18 protein-coding genes and 2 pseudogenes are annotated in these 15,824 nt (G+C 35.2%); 17 read left to right on the top strand and 3 right to left on the bottom strand.

Features of this window, described 5'->3' with window-relative positions:
- Positions 1-202: 202 nt before the first annotated feature.
- From BIV60_RS00500 to wrbA (BIV60_RS00450), 11 genes and pseudogenes are all read left to right on the top strand, one after another.
- Positions 203-805 (top strand): annotated as a pseudogene (locus tag BIV60_RS00500) (recombinase family protein).
- 277 nt (positions 806-1,082) lie between these two features.
- Entirely contained in the window at positions 1,083-1,505 is a 423-nt protein-coding gene (locus tag BIV60_RS00495) for a MarR family winged helix-turn-helix transcriptional regulator (protein WP_071353786.1), read from the top strand.
- A 64-nt stretch (positions 1,506-1,569) separates the two neighbouring features.
- Entirely contained in the window at positions 1,570-1,968 is a 399-nt protein-coding gene (locus tag BIV60_RS00490) for a DoxX family protein (RefSeq protein ID WP_071353785.1), read from the top strand.
- Positions 1,969-2,097: 129 nt separating this feature from the next.
- Positions 2,098-3,036 carry a ring-cleaving dioxygenase gene (locus BIV60_RS00485; RefSeq protein WP_071353784.1) on the top strand — a complete coding sequence of 313 codons (939 nt, stop codon included), beginning with the start codon at positions 2,098-2,100 and terminating at the stop codon, positions 3,034-3,036.
- Between the two features lie 23 nt (positions 3,037-3,059).
- Positions 3,060-3,668 carry a flavin reductase family protein gene (locus BIV60_RS00480; RefSeq protein ID WP_071353783.1) on the top strand — a complete coding sequence of 203 codons (609 nt, stop codon included), beginning with the start codon at positions 3,060-3,062 and terminating at the stop codon, positions 3,666-3,668.
- Between the two features lie 34 nt (positions 3,669-3,702).
- The gene (locus BIV60_RS00475) at positions 3,703-4,647 is read left to right on the top strand and encodes a ring-cleaving dioxygenase (protein ID WP_083402035.1); all 945 of its coding nucleotides are present in this window, start codon (positions 3,703-3,705) and stop codon (positions 4,645-4,647) included.
- Complete coding sequence (locus BIV60_RS00470) at positions 4,647-5,255, top strand: alpha/beta hydrolase (RefSeq protein ID WP_071353782.1); 609 nt, start codon at positions 4,647-4,649, stop codon at positions 5,253-5,255. Before BIV60_RS00475 ends, BIV60_RS00470 begins: the two co-directional genes overlap by 1 nt.
- An 18-nt stretch (positions 5,256-5,273) precedes the next feature.
- Positions 5,274-5,549, top strand: a complete 276-nt coding sequence (locus BIV60_RS00465) for a hypothetical protein (protein WP_071353781.1) — start codon at positions 5,274-5,276, stop codon at positions 5,547-5,549.
- Between the two features lie 33 nt (positions 5,550-5,582).
- On the top strand, positions 5,583-5,717 hold the full coding sequence (locus BIV60_RS00460) for a BA3454 family stress response protein (RefSeq protein ID WP_071353780.1): 135 nt from the start codon (positions 5,583-5,585) through the stop codon (positions 5,715-5,717).
- A 52-nt stretch (positions 5,718-5,769) separates the two neighbouring features.
- Entirely contained in the window at positions 5,770-6,477 is a 708-nt protein-coding gene (locus BIV60_RS00455) for a pirin family protein (RefSeq protein ID WP_071353779.1), read from the top strand.
- A 46-nt stretch (positions 6,478-6,523) separates the two neighbouring features.
- Positions 6,524-7,189 (top strand): NAD(P)H:quinone oxidoreductase, encoded by a 666-nt coding sequence (gene wrbA / locus BIV60_RS00450; RefSeq protein WP_071353778.1) that lies wholly within the window; start codon positions 6,524-6,526, stop codon positions 7,187-7,189.
- Positions 7,190-7,294: 105 nt separating this feature from the next.
- Here the strand turns inward: wrbA (BIV60_RS00450) and BIV60_RS00445 are convergent, their stop codons facing one another.
- A complete protein-coding gene (locus BIV60_RS00445; protein WP_083402034.1) occupies positions 7,295-8,044 on the bottom strand; it encodes a hydrolase in 750 nt (249 codons plus the stop codon).
- A 412-nt stretch (positions 8,045-8,456) separates the two neighbouring features.
- Here BIV60_RS00445 and cdaS point away from each other — a divergent pair, with 412 nt between their 5' ends.
- From cdaS to BIV60_RS00425, 4 genes are all read left to right on the top strand, one after another.
- Positions 8,457-9,083 carry a sporulation-specific diadenylate cyclase CdaS gene (gene cdaS / locus BIV60_RS00440; protein ID WP_071353777.1) on the top strand — a complete coding sequence of 209 codons (627 nt, stop codon included), beginning with the start codon at positions 8,457-8,459 and terminating at the stop codon, positions 9,081-9,083.
- 122 nt (positions 9,084-9,205) lie between these two features.
- Positions 9,206-9,829: an NAD(P)H:quinone oxidoreductase gene (gene wrbA, locus BIV60_RS00435; RefSeq protein ID WP_071353776.1), complete on the top strand. Its 624-nt coding sequence runs from the start codon at positions 9,206-9,208 to the stop codon at positions 9,827-9,829.
- Positions 9,830-9,946: 117 nt separating this feature from the next.
- Entirely contained in the window at positions 9,947-10,432 is a 486-nt protein-coding gene (locus tag BIV60_RS00430) for a hypothetical protein (protein WP_083402033.1), read from the top strand.
- Between the two features lie 41 nt (positions 10,433-10,473).
- Positions 10,474-10,959 carry a hypothetical protein gene (locus BIV60_RS00425; protein ID WP_071353775.1) on the top strand — a complete coding sequence of 162 codons (486 nt, stop codon included), beginning with the start codon at positions 10,474-10,476 and terminating at the stop codon, positions 10,957-10,959.
- Between the two features lie 633 nt (positions 10,960-11,592).
- On the opposite strand, the gene BIV60_RS00420 is transcribed toward BIV60_RS00425, so the two are convergent.
- A complete protein-coding gene (locus tag BIV60_RS00420) occupies positions 11,593-12,900 on the bottom strand; it encodes a cytosine permease (RefSeq protein ID WP_071353774.1) in 1,308 nt (435 codons plus the stop codon).
- Positions 12,901-13,351: 451 nt separating this feature from the next.
- Here BIV60_RS00420 and BIV60_RS00415 point away from each other — a divergent pair, with 451 nt between their 5' ends.
- Positions 13,352-13,588 (top strand): hypothetical protein, encoded by a 237-nt coding sequence (locus BIV60_RS00415; protein WP_141770381.1) that lies wholly within the window; start codon positions 13,352-13,354, stop codon positions 13,586-13,588.
- An 85-nt stretch (positions 13,589-13,673) separates the two neighbouring features.
- Here the strand turns inward: BIV60_RS00415 and BIV60_RS00410 are convergent, their stop codons facing one another.
- Positions 13,674-14,375 (bottom strand): GNAT family N-acetyltransferase, encoded by a 702-nt coding sequence (locus tag BIV60_RS00410; RefSeq protein WP_071353772.1) that lies wholly within the window; start codon positions 14,373-14,375, stop codon positions 13,674-13,676.
- Positions 14,376-14,546: 171 nt separating this feature from the next.
- On the opposite strand from BIV60_RS00410, the pseudogene pdxR reads away from it, so the two are divergent.
- A pseudogene (gene pdxR / locus BIV60_RS00405) lies at positions 14,547-15,821 on the top strand (MocR-like pyridoxine biosynthesis transcription factor PdxR).
- Positions 15,822-15,824 lie beyond the last annotated feature (3 nt).

Raw genomic sequence — 15,824 nt, 5'->3', positions numbered from 1 at the left:
ACTGGTTTTTAATAATTTCTTGTAAAATGCCCGTTCGAAAAAGTACACTTTTGCGAACGGGTATTTTTTGTTCAAAAATGGCTATTTTTCACGTTCGTAAAACTTAAAAAATAATTTATGAACGTTCTCTGTTTTTTAAGCACTTTTACGAACGGGTTATAGTAGAATATGAAAAAAAGAATTAAAATTAGGGGAGTTTAAAGTGGAAGTTAGAAAGTTTGGATATATACGAGTCAGTAGCAAAGATCAAAATGAAATACGACAACTTGAAGCCATGAAGGAAAAAGAGATAGACGAACGAGATATCTTTATGGACAAACAAAGTGGAAAAGATTCCAAACGAGTTCAATATCAATTACTCAAGCGTATTTTATGAAAAGGGGACGTTCTTTTTATTCATTCCCTCGATCGCTTTGGACGAAACAAAGAAGAGATATTGCAGGAGTGGAATGACATTACGAAAAACATCCAGGCTGACATTGTTGTATTAGATATGCCCTTATTGGATACCACACAATTTAAAGATAGTCTAGGCACTTTTATTGCCGATCTGGTTTTACAAATTCTTTCTTAGATGGCAGAAGACGAACGCAACCGAATTCGAAAAAGGCAGCGTGAAGGAATAGATGTGGCTTTAAAAAATGGTGTAGCTTTTGGCAGAACGAAATCGCATATCACGGAAGAGTTTAAACAAGCTTATCATCGATGGAAATCAGGAGAGATGACAGCTGTGAAAACGATTGAAGAAATTGGTGTTAGAAAGACAACTTTTTATAAGCTAGTTAAGGAGTACGAAAGAGAATAGAAAAGTATCAGTATATAATAGAAGGAACTCGTAAAAAAAATCTTTGCTTATAGAAAGCAAAAGGATTTTATGTCAACAAATGGGCCCGTTTGTTGAGGAGCAGTATCAATAAAATTGGATATTTATGTTGAAATATAGAGTATAGATTGTGAAAGTTTTCACTTAAACGGGGCAGTTTAGTAAAATAAAAAAAGGTTATTGACAAATAAATTTATAAGTATTATTATTATCTCAGATTCAAGATAATTTAATCCAAGGCTTTTAGGGGGTGAAATCAATGGAGAGGAAATGCAATAATCTGCCCTTTCTGATATTAATGCAAACATCTAAAGCCATTCATGATCGAATAAAGGATGAAATGGCAAAAAATAAGTTAGGTATTACGGAATTTTCTGTTTTAGAGGTACTTTATGAAAAAGGGAAACAAACAATTCAACAAATTGGAAATTGCATATTGATTTCAAGTGGTTCGATGACATATGTTATTGATAAGCTAGAACAAAGAGGTTTATTAAGCCGTAATGCCTGTCCAGATGACCGCCGAGTGATGCACGTGACATTAACTGATGATGGAAATCGATTGATGAACGAAATCATGCCGAAATATATTGAGATCATTAATCATATGTTTGACTCATTAAGTTCTGATGAGGCCGAGATATTGGTGCAGCTTTTGAAAAAAGTAAGGAACAAAGTTTAAGATTGCATTTTTTTGAAATAATATCTCGAATTCGAGATAAAATATAATCTAGGAGGATTTTAAGATGATAAATATTGGTTTATTAATAATTCGTTTGGTAATTGGAGTATTGTTTATCGGTCACGGTGCTCAAAAATTGTTTGGTTGGTTCGGTGGCTACGGATTAAAAGGAACTGGTGGATGGTTCGAATCCATTGGGATGAAACCAGGAGTAACAATGGCTCTTTTCGCAGGATTAGCAGAATTTATTGGCGGAATATTGTTTGCATTAGGATTTTTAACCCCACTTGCAGGAATTTTGATTGTAGGGACTATGGCAATGGCGATTACAAAGGTTCATGCTCCAAACGGATTATGGGCAACAGCAAATGGTTACGAATATAACCTGACCTTGCTTGCAGTTGCTATTGGTATTGCGTTAATTGGCCCTGGTCACTATGCTTTAGATTCATTTTTATTTTAATATATCTCAATTTAGAGATTCCCAAATTACTATCAGTGTTATTGGGCTCTAAAAATTGCAATAAGTGCATAATAAGGTATCAAGTTTATTTAAATAACTGGATTTTACTTTCAAAAGGAGTGCTGAAAAATGAGTAAGAAAACAATGGGTATTCACCATATCACAGCAATCGTCGGCCATCCACAAAAGAATGTAGATTTCTATGCAGGAGTTTTGGGATTACGTTTGGTTAAGCAAACTGTCAATTTTGATGATCCAGGTACTTATCACCTTTATTTCGGTAATGAAGTCGGAAAGCCAGGGACCATTATTACATTCTTTCCATGGACAGGAGCTCGTCAAGGAATCATTGGAGACGGTCAAGTCGGGGTTACTTCTTATGTAATCCCGAAAGGTGCCATGGAATTTTGGGAAAAGAGACTTGAAAAATTCAAAGTTTCATTTACAAAAATGGAGCGATTTGGAGAGCAATATTTAGAGTTTGATGATCCTCATGGGCTTCACCTTGAAATCGTGGAAAGAGAAGAAGGAGAAAACAATACTTGGACTTTTGGTGAGGTAACACCTGAAGTTGCTATCAAAGGATTTGGTGGAGCAACCCTTTTATCTGATCAACCTAATAAAACTGCAGAATTGTTAGAAAATGTGTTGGGCCTAGAAAAAATCGGGACAGAGGGAGATTTTATCCGCTTTCATTCCTTAGCTGATATAGGAAATGTCATTGACCTTAAATTAACTCCAATTGGTCCAGGACAAATGGGTGTTGGTACAGTACACCATATTGCATGGCGCGCTAAAGATGATCAGGACCAATTAGATTGGAAAAAGTTTGTTCAAGCAAATGGATATGGCGTTACACCAGTACAAGATCGAAACTACTTTAATGCTATTTACTTCAGAGAACACGGAAAAATACTGTTTGAAATTGCAACTGATCCTCCAGGATTTGCTCATGATGAATCACAAGAGACAATGGGAGAAAAATTGATGTTGCCATCACAGTATGAGCCTCAACGGGCAAAAATTGAAGCAGCATTATTACCATTTGAAGTTAGAGAACTAGACTGATTTTACGAAAAGGAATGATTTCTTTGCTTTCAATCGATCCATCTTCATTATCTGAACGAGATAATTATAAATTCCTTATTGGAAGTATTATACCTAGACCGATTGCTTTTGTTACAACTAAATCTAAAGAAGGTGTGCTAAACGGTGCACCCTTTAGTTACTTTAATATCATATCATCCAATCCCCCGATGATTTCATTATCCATTCAACGGTCATCGGGGAAACAAAAGGATACAGCAAGAAACATCTTCGAGTCAAAAGAATTTGTTGTTCATATCGTGGATGAACAAAACGTTGAAAAAATAAATAAAACAGCTGCAAACCTTCCTCCTGATGAGAGTGAGATTGAATTAGCAGACTTAACTCCAGTCAAAAGTGTGAAGATTTCAGTTCCTGGAGTTAAGGAAGCAAAGATCAGAATGGAATGTTCGTTGGAGCACTCTTTGGAACTGGGAGGCTCGGATACGCCAGGTTGTGATCTGATTATAGGGAAAATCGTTCAATTTCATATTGAAAGTGATATTTACGAAAATGGAAGAATCGATCCAAGGGGTATGGCTGCTGTAAGTCGATTGGCTGGGAATAATTACGCCAAAATTGGTGAGATTTTTGAAATTGAAAGACCTAAATAGTTCCACATCCCATGGTTGAATTGGAGGGTAAAAAGTGCAAAAAACATCTGGTATTCATCATATCTCAGCAATGGTAAATGATGCTCAACGAAATATAGACTTTTATGCTGGAGTATTAGGTTTAAGACTTGTTAAAAAAACCATCAATTTTGATCGTCCAGAAGTGTACCATCTTTATTTTGGAAATGAAACGGGTCAACCAGGAACTGTGATTACATTTTTTCCATGGGCTAAACAGCTAAAAGGGCGAATTGGAACAGGTCAGGTTGGTGTGACCAGTTATGTTATACCGAAGGGCTCGGTTCCATTTTGGGAAAATCGTTTGCGAAATTTTGGAGTTGAATTTATATCTTCGATTCGATTTGGTCAAAGATATATAAAGTTTAACGATCCTGACGGACTACAGCTTGAATTAACAGAACGAGATGAAGGACCAATGAATACTTGGAACTTTGGTGGAGTTGAAGCTGAAAATGCGATTAAAGGATTTGGGGGTGCTGTTCTGTTTTCTGCACAGCCACATAAGACAACAGAGGTTCTAGAAAATATTTTAGGGCTAGAATGCATTGGTCAGGAAAATGAATTTTTAAGATTTAAATCTGAAGGAAACATTGGAAATACCATCGATATACACTTAAATCCTTCAGTCCGAGGGCTAATGGGAGCAGGAACGGTTCACCATATAGCATGGAGAGCGAAGGATGAAGAAGAACATAAAAGGTGGAGAACACTTCTCCTTGAAAAAGAATATTACCCGACTGAAATTCTCGACCGAAACTATTTCAAAGCCCTTTATTTTCATGAACAAGGGGGCATCCTTTTTGAAATAGCAACCGACCCACCAGGTTTTGCAGTGGATGAACCTGTCGATGAACTGGGAAAAAAGCTTATGCTACCATCTTGGTTAGAGTCAAAAAGAGAAGAATTGGAAGAAACCTTGCCACCTGTTGAGGTTCGAGTTCTGGAGGAAGATAAATAATGAAACATATATTCAATAAGGGTCAAGATCCAAAAAAACCAACATTTTTATTGCTTCATGGTACTGGTGGCAATGAATTAGACCTGTTACCTCTTGCGGGAAGAATTGATGAGGAGGCTTCTGTCTTAAGCGTTCGTGGGAATGTTTTAGAAAATGGAATGCCTAGATTCTTCCGAAGATTGGCTGAAGGAGTATTTGATATTGAAGACCTTATTTTCAGAACAAAAGAATTAAATGAGTTTCTTGACGAAGCAGCAGAAAAGTATGGATTTGACAGAAATAATATTATCGCCATTGGATACTCAAATGGGGCCAATATAGCTGCAAGTTTATTGTTCCACTATCAAAATGCTATAAAGGGTGCTATTCTTCATCACCCAATGGTGCCAAGAAAAGGAATTGATCTTCCTGATTTATCTGGTAAGAATGTGTTTATTGCAGCTGGAACAAATGATCCAATTTGCTCGCCAATGGAATCTGCTGAATTAGAATCTTTATTAAAAAATGTTAATGCTAAAGTTGAACTTCATTGGGAGAATAGAGGTCATCAATTAACCATGGAAGAAGTTGAAGCAGCTGCAAAGTGGTATAAAGAACTTAATAAGTAACATGGGGGTCATTTCTATATGCTATTGATTCGTCATTCTATCGGGAGCCGCCTACTTTGCCAACCTGAACTTTATACGATTGTAAATAAAGGTGAACGTTGGGAGATTAGCCTGTCAGTTGATGAAGAAACATCTTCAAAGATTTTGAATTTTAAGCATGAGTTAAATGTATTTCAGGTAAATGAAACGGAAAAGACCTGGTATTACTCTACTGATGCACAAGTGAATTATCAACCTAATGAAAAACAATTAGTGATACTGGCTGACCATAAAACGGTATATCCAACTAAATAGGTTAACAATTATTTTTAAAAGGAGAAATTAAAAATGTTTGAGGTATTGGTTACAGTTAATTATAAAGGTAAAAATTATCAAACAAATGTCCTTGCTAATAAAGGAATGACTTGTGAAAAAATTATGCACTTAGCCGAAGAGCAAGTAATTAAACAATGGAGTAATTAGAGCACATTGTCATCAATTGGGATATTGAAAATGAACTTAGGAGAGAAATTTTATGCTAAAAAAAATCGAAAGTGGCAAAATGGGTTCAAGTGATATTGGATGGTTAAAAAGTAAATTTCATTTTTCGTTTGCAGATTATTTTAATCCAGACAATATCCATTTCGGCGTTTTACGGGTAATCAACGATGATTTGGTTGAAGCAAAAAAAGGATTTGGTGTACATCCTCATAGGGATATGGAGATAATATCGTACGTTGTCAATGGGGAATTAACACATGGTGATAGCATGGGGAATAATAACACTGTAACTCGTGGTCAAGTTCAATACATGAGTGCAGGTACAGGTGTACTTCATAGTGAGTATAACTTAGGGGAAGATACACTTAGATTTTTGCAGATATGGGTCCTCCCTGTAAAAAATGGACTTGATCCAAACTACGGAGATTTTAGATTCAACTGGGAAGACAGAAAAAATAATTGGCTCCATATGGTTTCAGATATAAACGGAAATGCCCCAATCAAAATTAATCAAGATGCGAATATATATTCCTTGGAATTGGAACAAGGAAAAAACATTGAGTTCCCAGTAAAAGAAGGAAGACAAGCTTATCTAGTTCAAATTGAAGGGACTTCAGTAATAAATGATGTTGAGTTAAACGATCGAGATGGTATGGAAATTATTGAAGAAAATATTTCAATTAAGGCGGTTGAAACGTCACACATCTTAATTATAGAAATGGAAAAACAGTTCGAAGATTAGGGATATAAATTGTGAAAAAAGAAATAATATGGTTGGTGTAAAACAAATGGGTATTTTATCTAAACTATTTGGAGATTCATCTGATAAGGAGACAGAAAAAATGACAAATGTAAAATTAGCAGTAATCTATTACAGCATGGGTGGAACAAACTATCAACTATCAAAATGGGCTGAAGAAGGAGCAAAAGAAGCTGGTGCTGAAGTAAAGGTCTTAAAAGTTCCTGAACTAGCTCCACAATCAGCAATCGAAGGAAATCCTGTTTGGAAATCACATGTTGAAGCTACTAAGGATGTACCAGAGGTTAAATTAGAAGATTTAGAATGGGCAGATGCCATTATTTTCAGCGTACCAACTCGTTTTGGTAATATGCCTTCTCAGATGAAGCAATTCTTAGATACTACTGGTGGTCTTTGGTTTAATGGGAAGCTAGTAAATAAGGTTGTAAGTGCAATGACTTCTGCTCAGAACCCTCATGGTGGTCAAGAGGCAACTATATTATCACTTTATACAACTATGTATCATTGGGGTGCAATCGTTGCAGCACCTGGTTATACTGACCCAGTTACATTTGGAGCTGGTGGTAACCCATATGGAACAAGCGTTACTGTTGGTCAAGACGGAAAAATGATTGAAGATGTTCAAGCAGCCGTAAAACATCAAGCAAAGCGTACTGTTACAGTTGCAGAGTGGGTTAAGAAAGCAAATCAATAAATTTTATTAGAAAAAAGTAATACGGAAAAAAGTACCCCATAGTGTAGATTTTAAAAAAGTCTACTAAGGGGTACTTTTTCTTGTTTGTTTACTATACTTCATATATTATTTTCCATTACTTCCTTTTCTTCCGTACTGAATCCCGAACATCTCATTCGCATAAATTATTCCCAGTCCGTAAGCACCCCCGTGTTGTTTTATAATATCGAGTGTCCCATTGTAAGTCTCTTTAATAGCAAAATCACGCTGTAATTCTAACAAATATTGTAACCAGGTGATTGGGTGTGCTCCAGCCTGTGTCATACGTATTACGGCCATGTCATGTGATTCTTTATTTACTCCACCAGAAGCATCAGTGATAAAAAACACTTCATATCCGTCGGCGATAGCACTCAGTACAGGTTCAAGCAAACACACCTCTGTCCAAAGACCCGCCATGACTATTTTACGTTTTCCATATTCGTGGATTTGCCTAACTACTCTTGGATCTTCCCAAGCGTTAATCACTGTTCGATCAATTGGTCTTCGGTCAGGAAAGACTGATTGGATTTCGGATAAAATTTTACCGCTAAAAGTTGCTGCCGTTATTGTTGTCATTATAATAGGGATACTAAATAATTTTGCGGTTTTTGACAATCCAGCGATGTTATTTCGCAAATGTGCAATATCATGTGATTGCACTGAAAATGTCATTTGCGGCTGATGGTCAATTAACATCAGAGTATGGTCAGTCGGGGTAAGTAAATACTGAGAACGGGGCTCTGTCGTTGTTATCCTTGACGTTCCAGAAACATCAGTAGGAATACCGTAAAAATGGTTTCTACAAATTGGGCACCTATAAACTACAGGGTTCATGTGAATTTCCCTCCAATATCCATGGGGATAAGAAAATTATTCATGAAGTAATATATGCATAAAGACACGATGAGTGGCTTGTTGTTACAAATGGTATTGATACCTGCCAAGCAAAGCGTACAGTAACAGTTGCAGAGTGAATTAAGAAAGAAAATTAATAAACTATTCGTTTAAAGGCTAATCGTAACTTCACGATTAGCTTTTGTTTTTTTCGATTATATGAGAGATAAGAAGTTGTAATTTTTAATTTCAAAAATAGCCACGCGACTAGTCATCCGTTAAACAAAAGAAGGGAACACTTTAAACAACATACCATTCTTATATTAATTAAATCAGAATCTTTTTAGAGGGGGCTCATTGGGAATTAATCATTCAAAAGTTACTGATAATAAAACGATCTGGAGGGACCATCTTGGAGAACACTAAATGTGATTTTTCACCTTTGAAAGAGAATTTAGAAAATGGCATTAAACATCTAATACATATACTCCAATCTAACCTAAACGTTCTAGGAAGTGAAAATTATTGTGTATTAGGTAGTCTAGAGGATGCTAAAAACCAGCTAAATTCAATTGAATCTACGGCCGCCTCTTATTATTTAGAATGTTATTTATCCTCTTTTACTGATGTATATAAGGATCTGTCAACAACTGTGCAGCTCCTTTCAAAATTAAAACATGGTGCACTAATCGTAGTTGAACGTGCTAAATCTATTGAAACTATTATTCAAAAAGGAACAACAATTGGAGCAATGGTAACACCTAAATTATTAGAATCGATTTTTTACCCTGGAAACCCTCTCCATGATGGAGCTGTTTTAATCCGTGGAAATGTGGTGGTTTCAGCAGCCAATGTTCTTCCTTTAACTAATAAAGTATTTGAAGGAAAGAAACTTGGAACCCGTCACCGTGCAGCTCTCGGAATATCTGAACAAAGTGATGCACTTGCACTTGTTGTTTCAGAGGAAACGGGGCAAATTTCATTTGCCTTAAACGGTAATTTATATCCAATTAACACAACACAACCCATTGTTTTTTAAGTTTATAAATAACAATAGAAACCTATAAAAAAGAAGTATAAAGAGGGATTTAAAATTATTGGAAGGGCAACATTATCAATGTGGATTCTTATTTTAATAAAACGTAAAGGAGATTGGCTTCAATGACAAATGTAAATCTTGCAATCGTTTTTTATAGTTCAACAGGTACAAATTATCAATTAACACAGTGGGCATCCGAAGGGGCAAGAGAAGCTGGAGCTGACGTTAAGATCTTAAAAGTTCCCGAATTAGCTCCACAAGAAGTTATTGAATCAAATCCAGCATGGAAGCACTACTCAGAGGAAGTTGCAGTATGTGTTCCAACTGTTTCACTAGAAGATTTAGAATGGGCAGACGCAATTATTTTTAGCGTGCCAACAAGATTCGGAAATATGCCGTCTCAGATGAAGCAATTCTTAGATACAACTGGTGGACTGTGGTTTAATGGAAAACTCATAAATAAAGTAGTAAGTGCTATGACTTCTGCTCAAAACCCTCACGGTGGTCAAGAGGCAACCATTTTGTCATTATATACAACGATGCACCATTGGGGAGTTATTGTTGCCACTCCAGGATATACTGATCCAGTTATTTTCGGAGCAGGAGGAAACCCATATGGGACAAGTGTGACTGTTGACCAGAATGGAAAAATTGTTGAGGATTTTTCTGCTGTTCATGCCGCTGTAAAGCACCAAGCAAAACGCACAGTTACAGTTGCTGAATGGGTGAAGAAAGGGAATCTATAAAGTTAAAGAGTTAATCGACAAGTTAGGTTTTCACTTTTTTATATTTTGTTTCTATATATAAGAGCTTAATATTGAACAATAAATATAAAATTAAAATATGGTTAAAGGAGCAAGCATATGTTTAATAATAAGAAAATGGCATTCGCCATAGGAATGCTAATCATTCCATGGCTAACTGTACCTTTTCTTGGGAAAAAATCATTTTTCAGGTTTTTGCCTGTAGCAAGCTTTACTAATTTATTCATAAGTATGTTTAGTGTCATTGCTAATAAGAGAAAATGGTGGGAAAATAAAAATCCTTTATCTCCTGGTCTTGTTGATTTTACATATATATTGGGTCCTTTTTTTGTAGCCACACTTTGGATATTTAAACTGACATACGGGAATTTCCTCAAATATTTTATTACAAATGCAGTTTTGGATGTTATTTGTGCTTATCCTTTTGCTGAAATATGGGAAAGAGTAGGAGTATTTAAATTAAAAAAATTAAGTCATACGATGTGGTATGTGTTTTGTATTTCTTTAGCAATTATTATTTATGGGTTTCAGAAATTTGTGGAAAAATCGATAAGGGAAACAAACGGTTCCGAATCAAAATTGTAAGGTAAAGCATCATATATACCGATATTAAAGGCTGATATTTAATGAAAAAGACAACTAAGTTGGAAGCAATACTTTGGAGCGTTGCTTTTCCAGGTTTTGGACAACTGTTAAATGGTCACCTTATAAAAGGAATTTTGTTTATCTTTTTAGAATTCACCATTAATGTTAACAGTTTATTTAACCAAGCTATTATGTTGAGTTTTCTTGGGAAGATTACAGAGGCTTCTAGAGTAGTTAATCACCAATGGCTTATGTTTTATCCTTGTGTTTATATGTTTGCAATGTATGATGCCTATAAATTTGCGGAAGGAGAAAAACCTCGGTTATCGTTTGTCCCATTTGCTTTTGGAGCCTATTTTGTCACTATAGGTCTTATGTACTCACCAAATAAAATTTTTGGCCTATTTTTCGGTCCTATTTGGCTTCCAATGATGTCTCTTATTCCTGGGTTAGGAGTTGGATTTATCATTCGGAATATTATAATTAAAATTGGTCGAAAACATAGTTATAGTGAGAGACATTCCTAAAAGGACAAAGGAAAGGTAACTTTTTTTATAAGGGTAAAAGATTGTGAAATAAGGCACTTAAACTATAGGGTGCTTTAGTTTCACAACAAAAAGGGCTGTTTCGGCAGTCCTTTTCTTGTTCCACTCAATAACTAAATACTTCAATAATTTTTCTATCTAATTTTGCTTTTGATTTGGAGCACTAATGTCTTTAATTTCTGCTTTTTTATAAATGAAAGTGACAAGTTTGAAATATTTAACTCATATTTTACAGCACAAAACCATCCTTTTTAGGATGGTTAAGGAAAACGGACTGAGTTTTTATTACAAGATATTTTATTCACATTTTGTGAAAATGTATTTAGGCAATTAAACATTTTAAATAGAACAACTGTTCTTTATAAGGGGGTGTTTAATGTATAGGAATAAGATTAGTAAGGCTTGATGTATAAAAAAAACTACTCATGTAGATGAGTAGTTGGTAAAAAGGGGTCTTTTACTTTATTCTTCCCGTTAATGTATAGAACCATTTACAAATAATTTTATTGTTGATTGTACTGTGGTTCTTCAGCTTGAATTTCTTGAAGACGTGGTTCAAGGCTATGAAGAACTGGTTTTACTATTAAATTTTTCGCTATTAAAAGGGTTACATTCCTATAGTGTATTCTGTTTAGATTTTTCAATAGAAGATGACTTAAGGAACAGACTTCCTAAATAATAGAAAATGGCTGAGGAAACTATACCAGAAACAGCAACTGAAAGATAAGGAGCATAGAAATTAACTAGTAATGCAACTGCTGCAGCTAATGCCCAAGCAACAAAAGCTAGTGGTTTCCATGTTGCTGAATCAGCCAATTGATTTCTATGTAGAATAAGTTGATCAACAATTATTATTGTTGCAATTGGTGGGACAATTAAACCTAGAAGTTCTAACCAACTTTGAAAGGCATTCCAGATTCCTGAAACAGCCGCAATTATACCGATTATTCCCAGTAAAATGGTTAGTGGCCGCATTTTTCTCCCAGTCATATGTGACCAACCAACTGCACCATTGTACAAACAGTGTGTACATCCAACTCCAAGATTTATAAATACAAATACTATAGCCAATATTGAAAGCAGCGAGCCGTGTTCTGATAATAGCGGCATAAAATCACCGCCATTCGTTGCAGGGTTTTGGATGATTCCGGTCGCAACAATAATTGCACCAACAACTTCAGCCAAGAACTTTCCGAATGGAAAAGCAGTAATTGCAGCTAACAATCCTTCACGCCCATTTCGTGACCAACGAGTAAAATCGGCGGTCATCGTACCAGAATCAGCAAATGTAGCAAACACCATCGTAACTGCTACCCCAAATGACATGACACCAGCGCCCGAGCTTGGATGGTAATTTATGATGTCTTTAGTACCAGTTTTTAACGAGATGACGATGGATATTATTGCTAAAACGATATATAAAGGGGCTGCGATCCATCCTAAAATGGATAATGCTTTAATTCCAATAAAAGTTGCAGCAACATAGAGTACACCGCCTAGCAAGGTCATCCATAACAAAGGTGCACCGAATGATCGAGCCATCGTATCACCAGTAAGACCTACCATGAGAGCAAACCATCCAACTACGACGGTGGAAAGTAATCCCGATACGGTCATATATCCGTATCGTCCAAAAGTCTTTTGAGCAGTCATGGCAAAATTCTCACCAGTATTACCAGCCAGATAACTTAGTGCACCAACAACCAGACATAATAGCATGTTACCAACTAGTATCGCGCTGACCCCTACTTTGAATCCCAATAAGGCTGTGATAACCCCACCTATAACGGCGCTTGTCAAAACCATTGGAAAACCAAACCAAACTGCCGATACGGAGGCTAAAGATTTTCGATATTCCTTTGGTACAGCGGTGGTTTCAAATTCTGGATCCAATAACTTTTGATCAGCATTGTTAGTGATCATACAATTACCTCCTAATAAATCACTTTATTTTTCCAATTCCTTTTTTAAACACTAAGTTTCTTTAGATACCTCTTTATTTTTTTACAATACTAACTTAAGCGCTTCTATTATAATTTGATAAATTTATCATAAAATGTAATATTTTCCTCGTCATTGTTTAACAATACTAAAAATTTACATTAGTAATTAGGCATACTGCACAATGGAAAGTAGGTGAATTTTCTATTGAGTTTTACAACTAAGGATGGGAAAACAACACTTTATGAAGTAAGGGAATAGGAAACGATATGAGGCCGTGCGATACTTCAAGAAGAAGTTCGCTTTTTTTCTTTTTCCACAAGAAAGATTGTGAAATATTGTACTTAAACTATCTGGGCAGGTTACTTTAAGAAGAAATGATAAAATAGAGAAAAGAAATATGTATTTAAAGCAAATATTGGGGCTGAAAAATATGTGGAATGAACATTTTAGTAAGGATAAATTTATCTCAACGATATACTCGAATGTACCTTCTTTGAAAAACGTACGAATTGAAAAGATAGAAATTTCAAGTGAAGGTGATAAGATAACAATTGGTTTTGATTTGCCTATTTTCCCAGATAAACCACCAATCATAATCTTTGTAAATAAAACAGCAATCGCACAAACGAATGTTCTTACTGAAAAAGGTTTTCGAACGAATCCGTGATGGGTGAGAGAGTTGTTTCCGTTCGAGTAACACGAACAGAAACAACGGCATTGCACCTTGTAAAATGAACGATATTTTTTTGTTCTTATTGCTTAAATGATTCTAATCTTTGAACTTGAATTCCTTCGTCGTCAAAGTTCTCATCTGCCAACCATTGAGTTAATGCCTGTTTATGTAGAGGCCATTCTTCTATTAGCATTGAAAACCAGTTGGTGCTTCGTGATCGGTTTTTATAGATAACGTTATTTCTAAAGGTGCCTTCATACTTAAATCCTAAACGTTTTGCTGTTTTAATGGAGGGGGCATTAAGAGAATCACATTTCCATTCATAGCGTCGGTATTGGAGTTCTTCAAAAACATACTTGGCTAATAAATAGTGTGCTTCGGTAGAGATTCTTGTCCTTCTTAAAGCATCCGAAAAATTAATACTTCCTACTTCGACCACCCCATTTGCCTGATCTATCCTCATTAAACTAAATATCCCAAGTGGTTTGTTTGTCTCTTTATTTAACACAGCATAATAGATCTGTGTGCTACTTTCTATTTTTTCTAGTAATGTTTGTTCAAATTTTTCATAGTTGTGAGGTGGTTCGTCGGTTAAATAAGTCCAATTACTAGGATTAGAATTTTTATAGGCATTATAGAGTTCTTTAGTATGTGCACGAGATAATCTAGTGACAATAGTATGTTTTCCAACATAATACATATCAGAAGGGAATTCTCTTTTCTGCCAATTGGACAACTCCTCACCAATTGGCTGGTTGTATTTGTTTATTCTCTGATTCATTTAATCACCACATTTTATTTTATTACAGTATAGATGGAAGGCGTGCCGAGTTTAAAGTGTTATAACCATTTTAGTCATCTCGTTTACCTTTATTTAAACACAATCTGGTATAATCAAAAGTACCAGATACGACAATTTTAATGGTACCAGCATTAAAGTGGGAGTGGAAATATGATTGAAATAACACCTGTTTTGGATAGTAAAAATGAAAAACCTATTTCATACAACTAGCCAATTACATTAAACAAGAAATTTTATCTGGAAGAATAAAACCAAAAGAAAAATTACCATCAAAATGAAATTTATCAAATTACTTTGAAGTAAGGTTAAACACCATTCAGTCGGCTTACGAACAATTATGTGCGGAGGGGTATGTGGAAAGTAAACCTCGAAAAGGAATGTTTGTTACAACCTTTGATAATGATTTAATTATTCACCAAAGAGGCTTAGAAAAATTGGAGATAACTTCCAATAAAGAGATCCTCAAGGGGAACAACTTCTTCGTGAACAAATTGCAGCCTATCTTTATGCTTCCAGAGGTGTAAGATGCTCTGCGGAACAAATAATAATTGGTGCAGGTACACAGATACTTATTGGATTATTGTGTATGTTAATCGGTAAAAAACATATCTATGCCCTTGAGGATCCCGGTTTCCATAGAACAAGAATAACTTTAGAAGATCTAGGAGTACATACGGTTTCTTTACCTCTTGATGATGATGGGATAAATATAAATCAGTTAAAAAATACGGATGCAAATGTTGTTTATGTTACACCGTCTCATCAATTTCCTTATGGGATGATAATGCCCATTTCAAGAAGAATGGATTTGATAAAATGGGCAGAAGAAGAGAACGGATATATTATTGAAGATGACTATGACGGTGAATATCGATATAAAGGGAAGCCGATTCCGTCCTTACAAGGGCTGAGTACAAAGGAAAGAGTCGTGTATTTAGGTACATTTTCGAAGTCTTTAATTCCATCTATACGTATTAGCTATATGTTTTACCATCTCCACTAGTGAAAAAATATCTGGAGCACTTTACTATTTATAAACAGACCGTTTCTCGTGTCCACCAGGATACTCTTTATCGTTTTATGAAAGAAGGATTTTGGCAAAGTCATTTAAATAAAATGAGAACTCTTTACCGTAAAAAGCATATTACATTAATGTTAGCCATTAACAATTATTTTGGACAAAATGTAACCATAATTGGTGAAAAATCAGGACTTCATATTGTTTTGGAAGTAAAAAACAATATGGAGGAAAATGAGTTAATTAATACTGCAATGAACGTCGGTGTAAAGGTTTATCCATTATCAATATATTATAACGGAGTAACAGGATTTGTAAGTTCTAGAATCTTCCTTGGCTTTGGAGGATTAACGGAAACTGAAATTAATAAAGATATTAAGTTATTAAAAGAAGCCTGGAAGCTCTAGGTA

The sequence above is a fragment of the Bacillus sp. MUM 116 genome, assembly GCF_001866655.1.
In the GTDB taxonomy this organism is placed as follows: Bacteria; Bacillota; Bacilli; order Bacillales; family Cytobacillaceae; genus Neobacillus.
The sequence above is the reverse complement of the archived record's forward strand: the minus strand, read 5'-3'. Positions and strand labels throughout refer to the sequence as shown.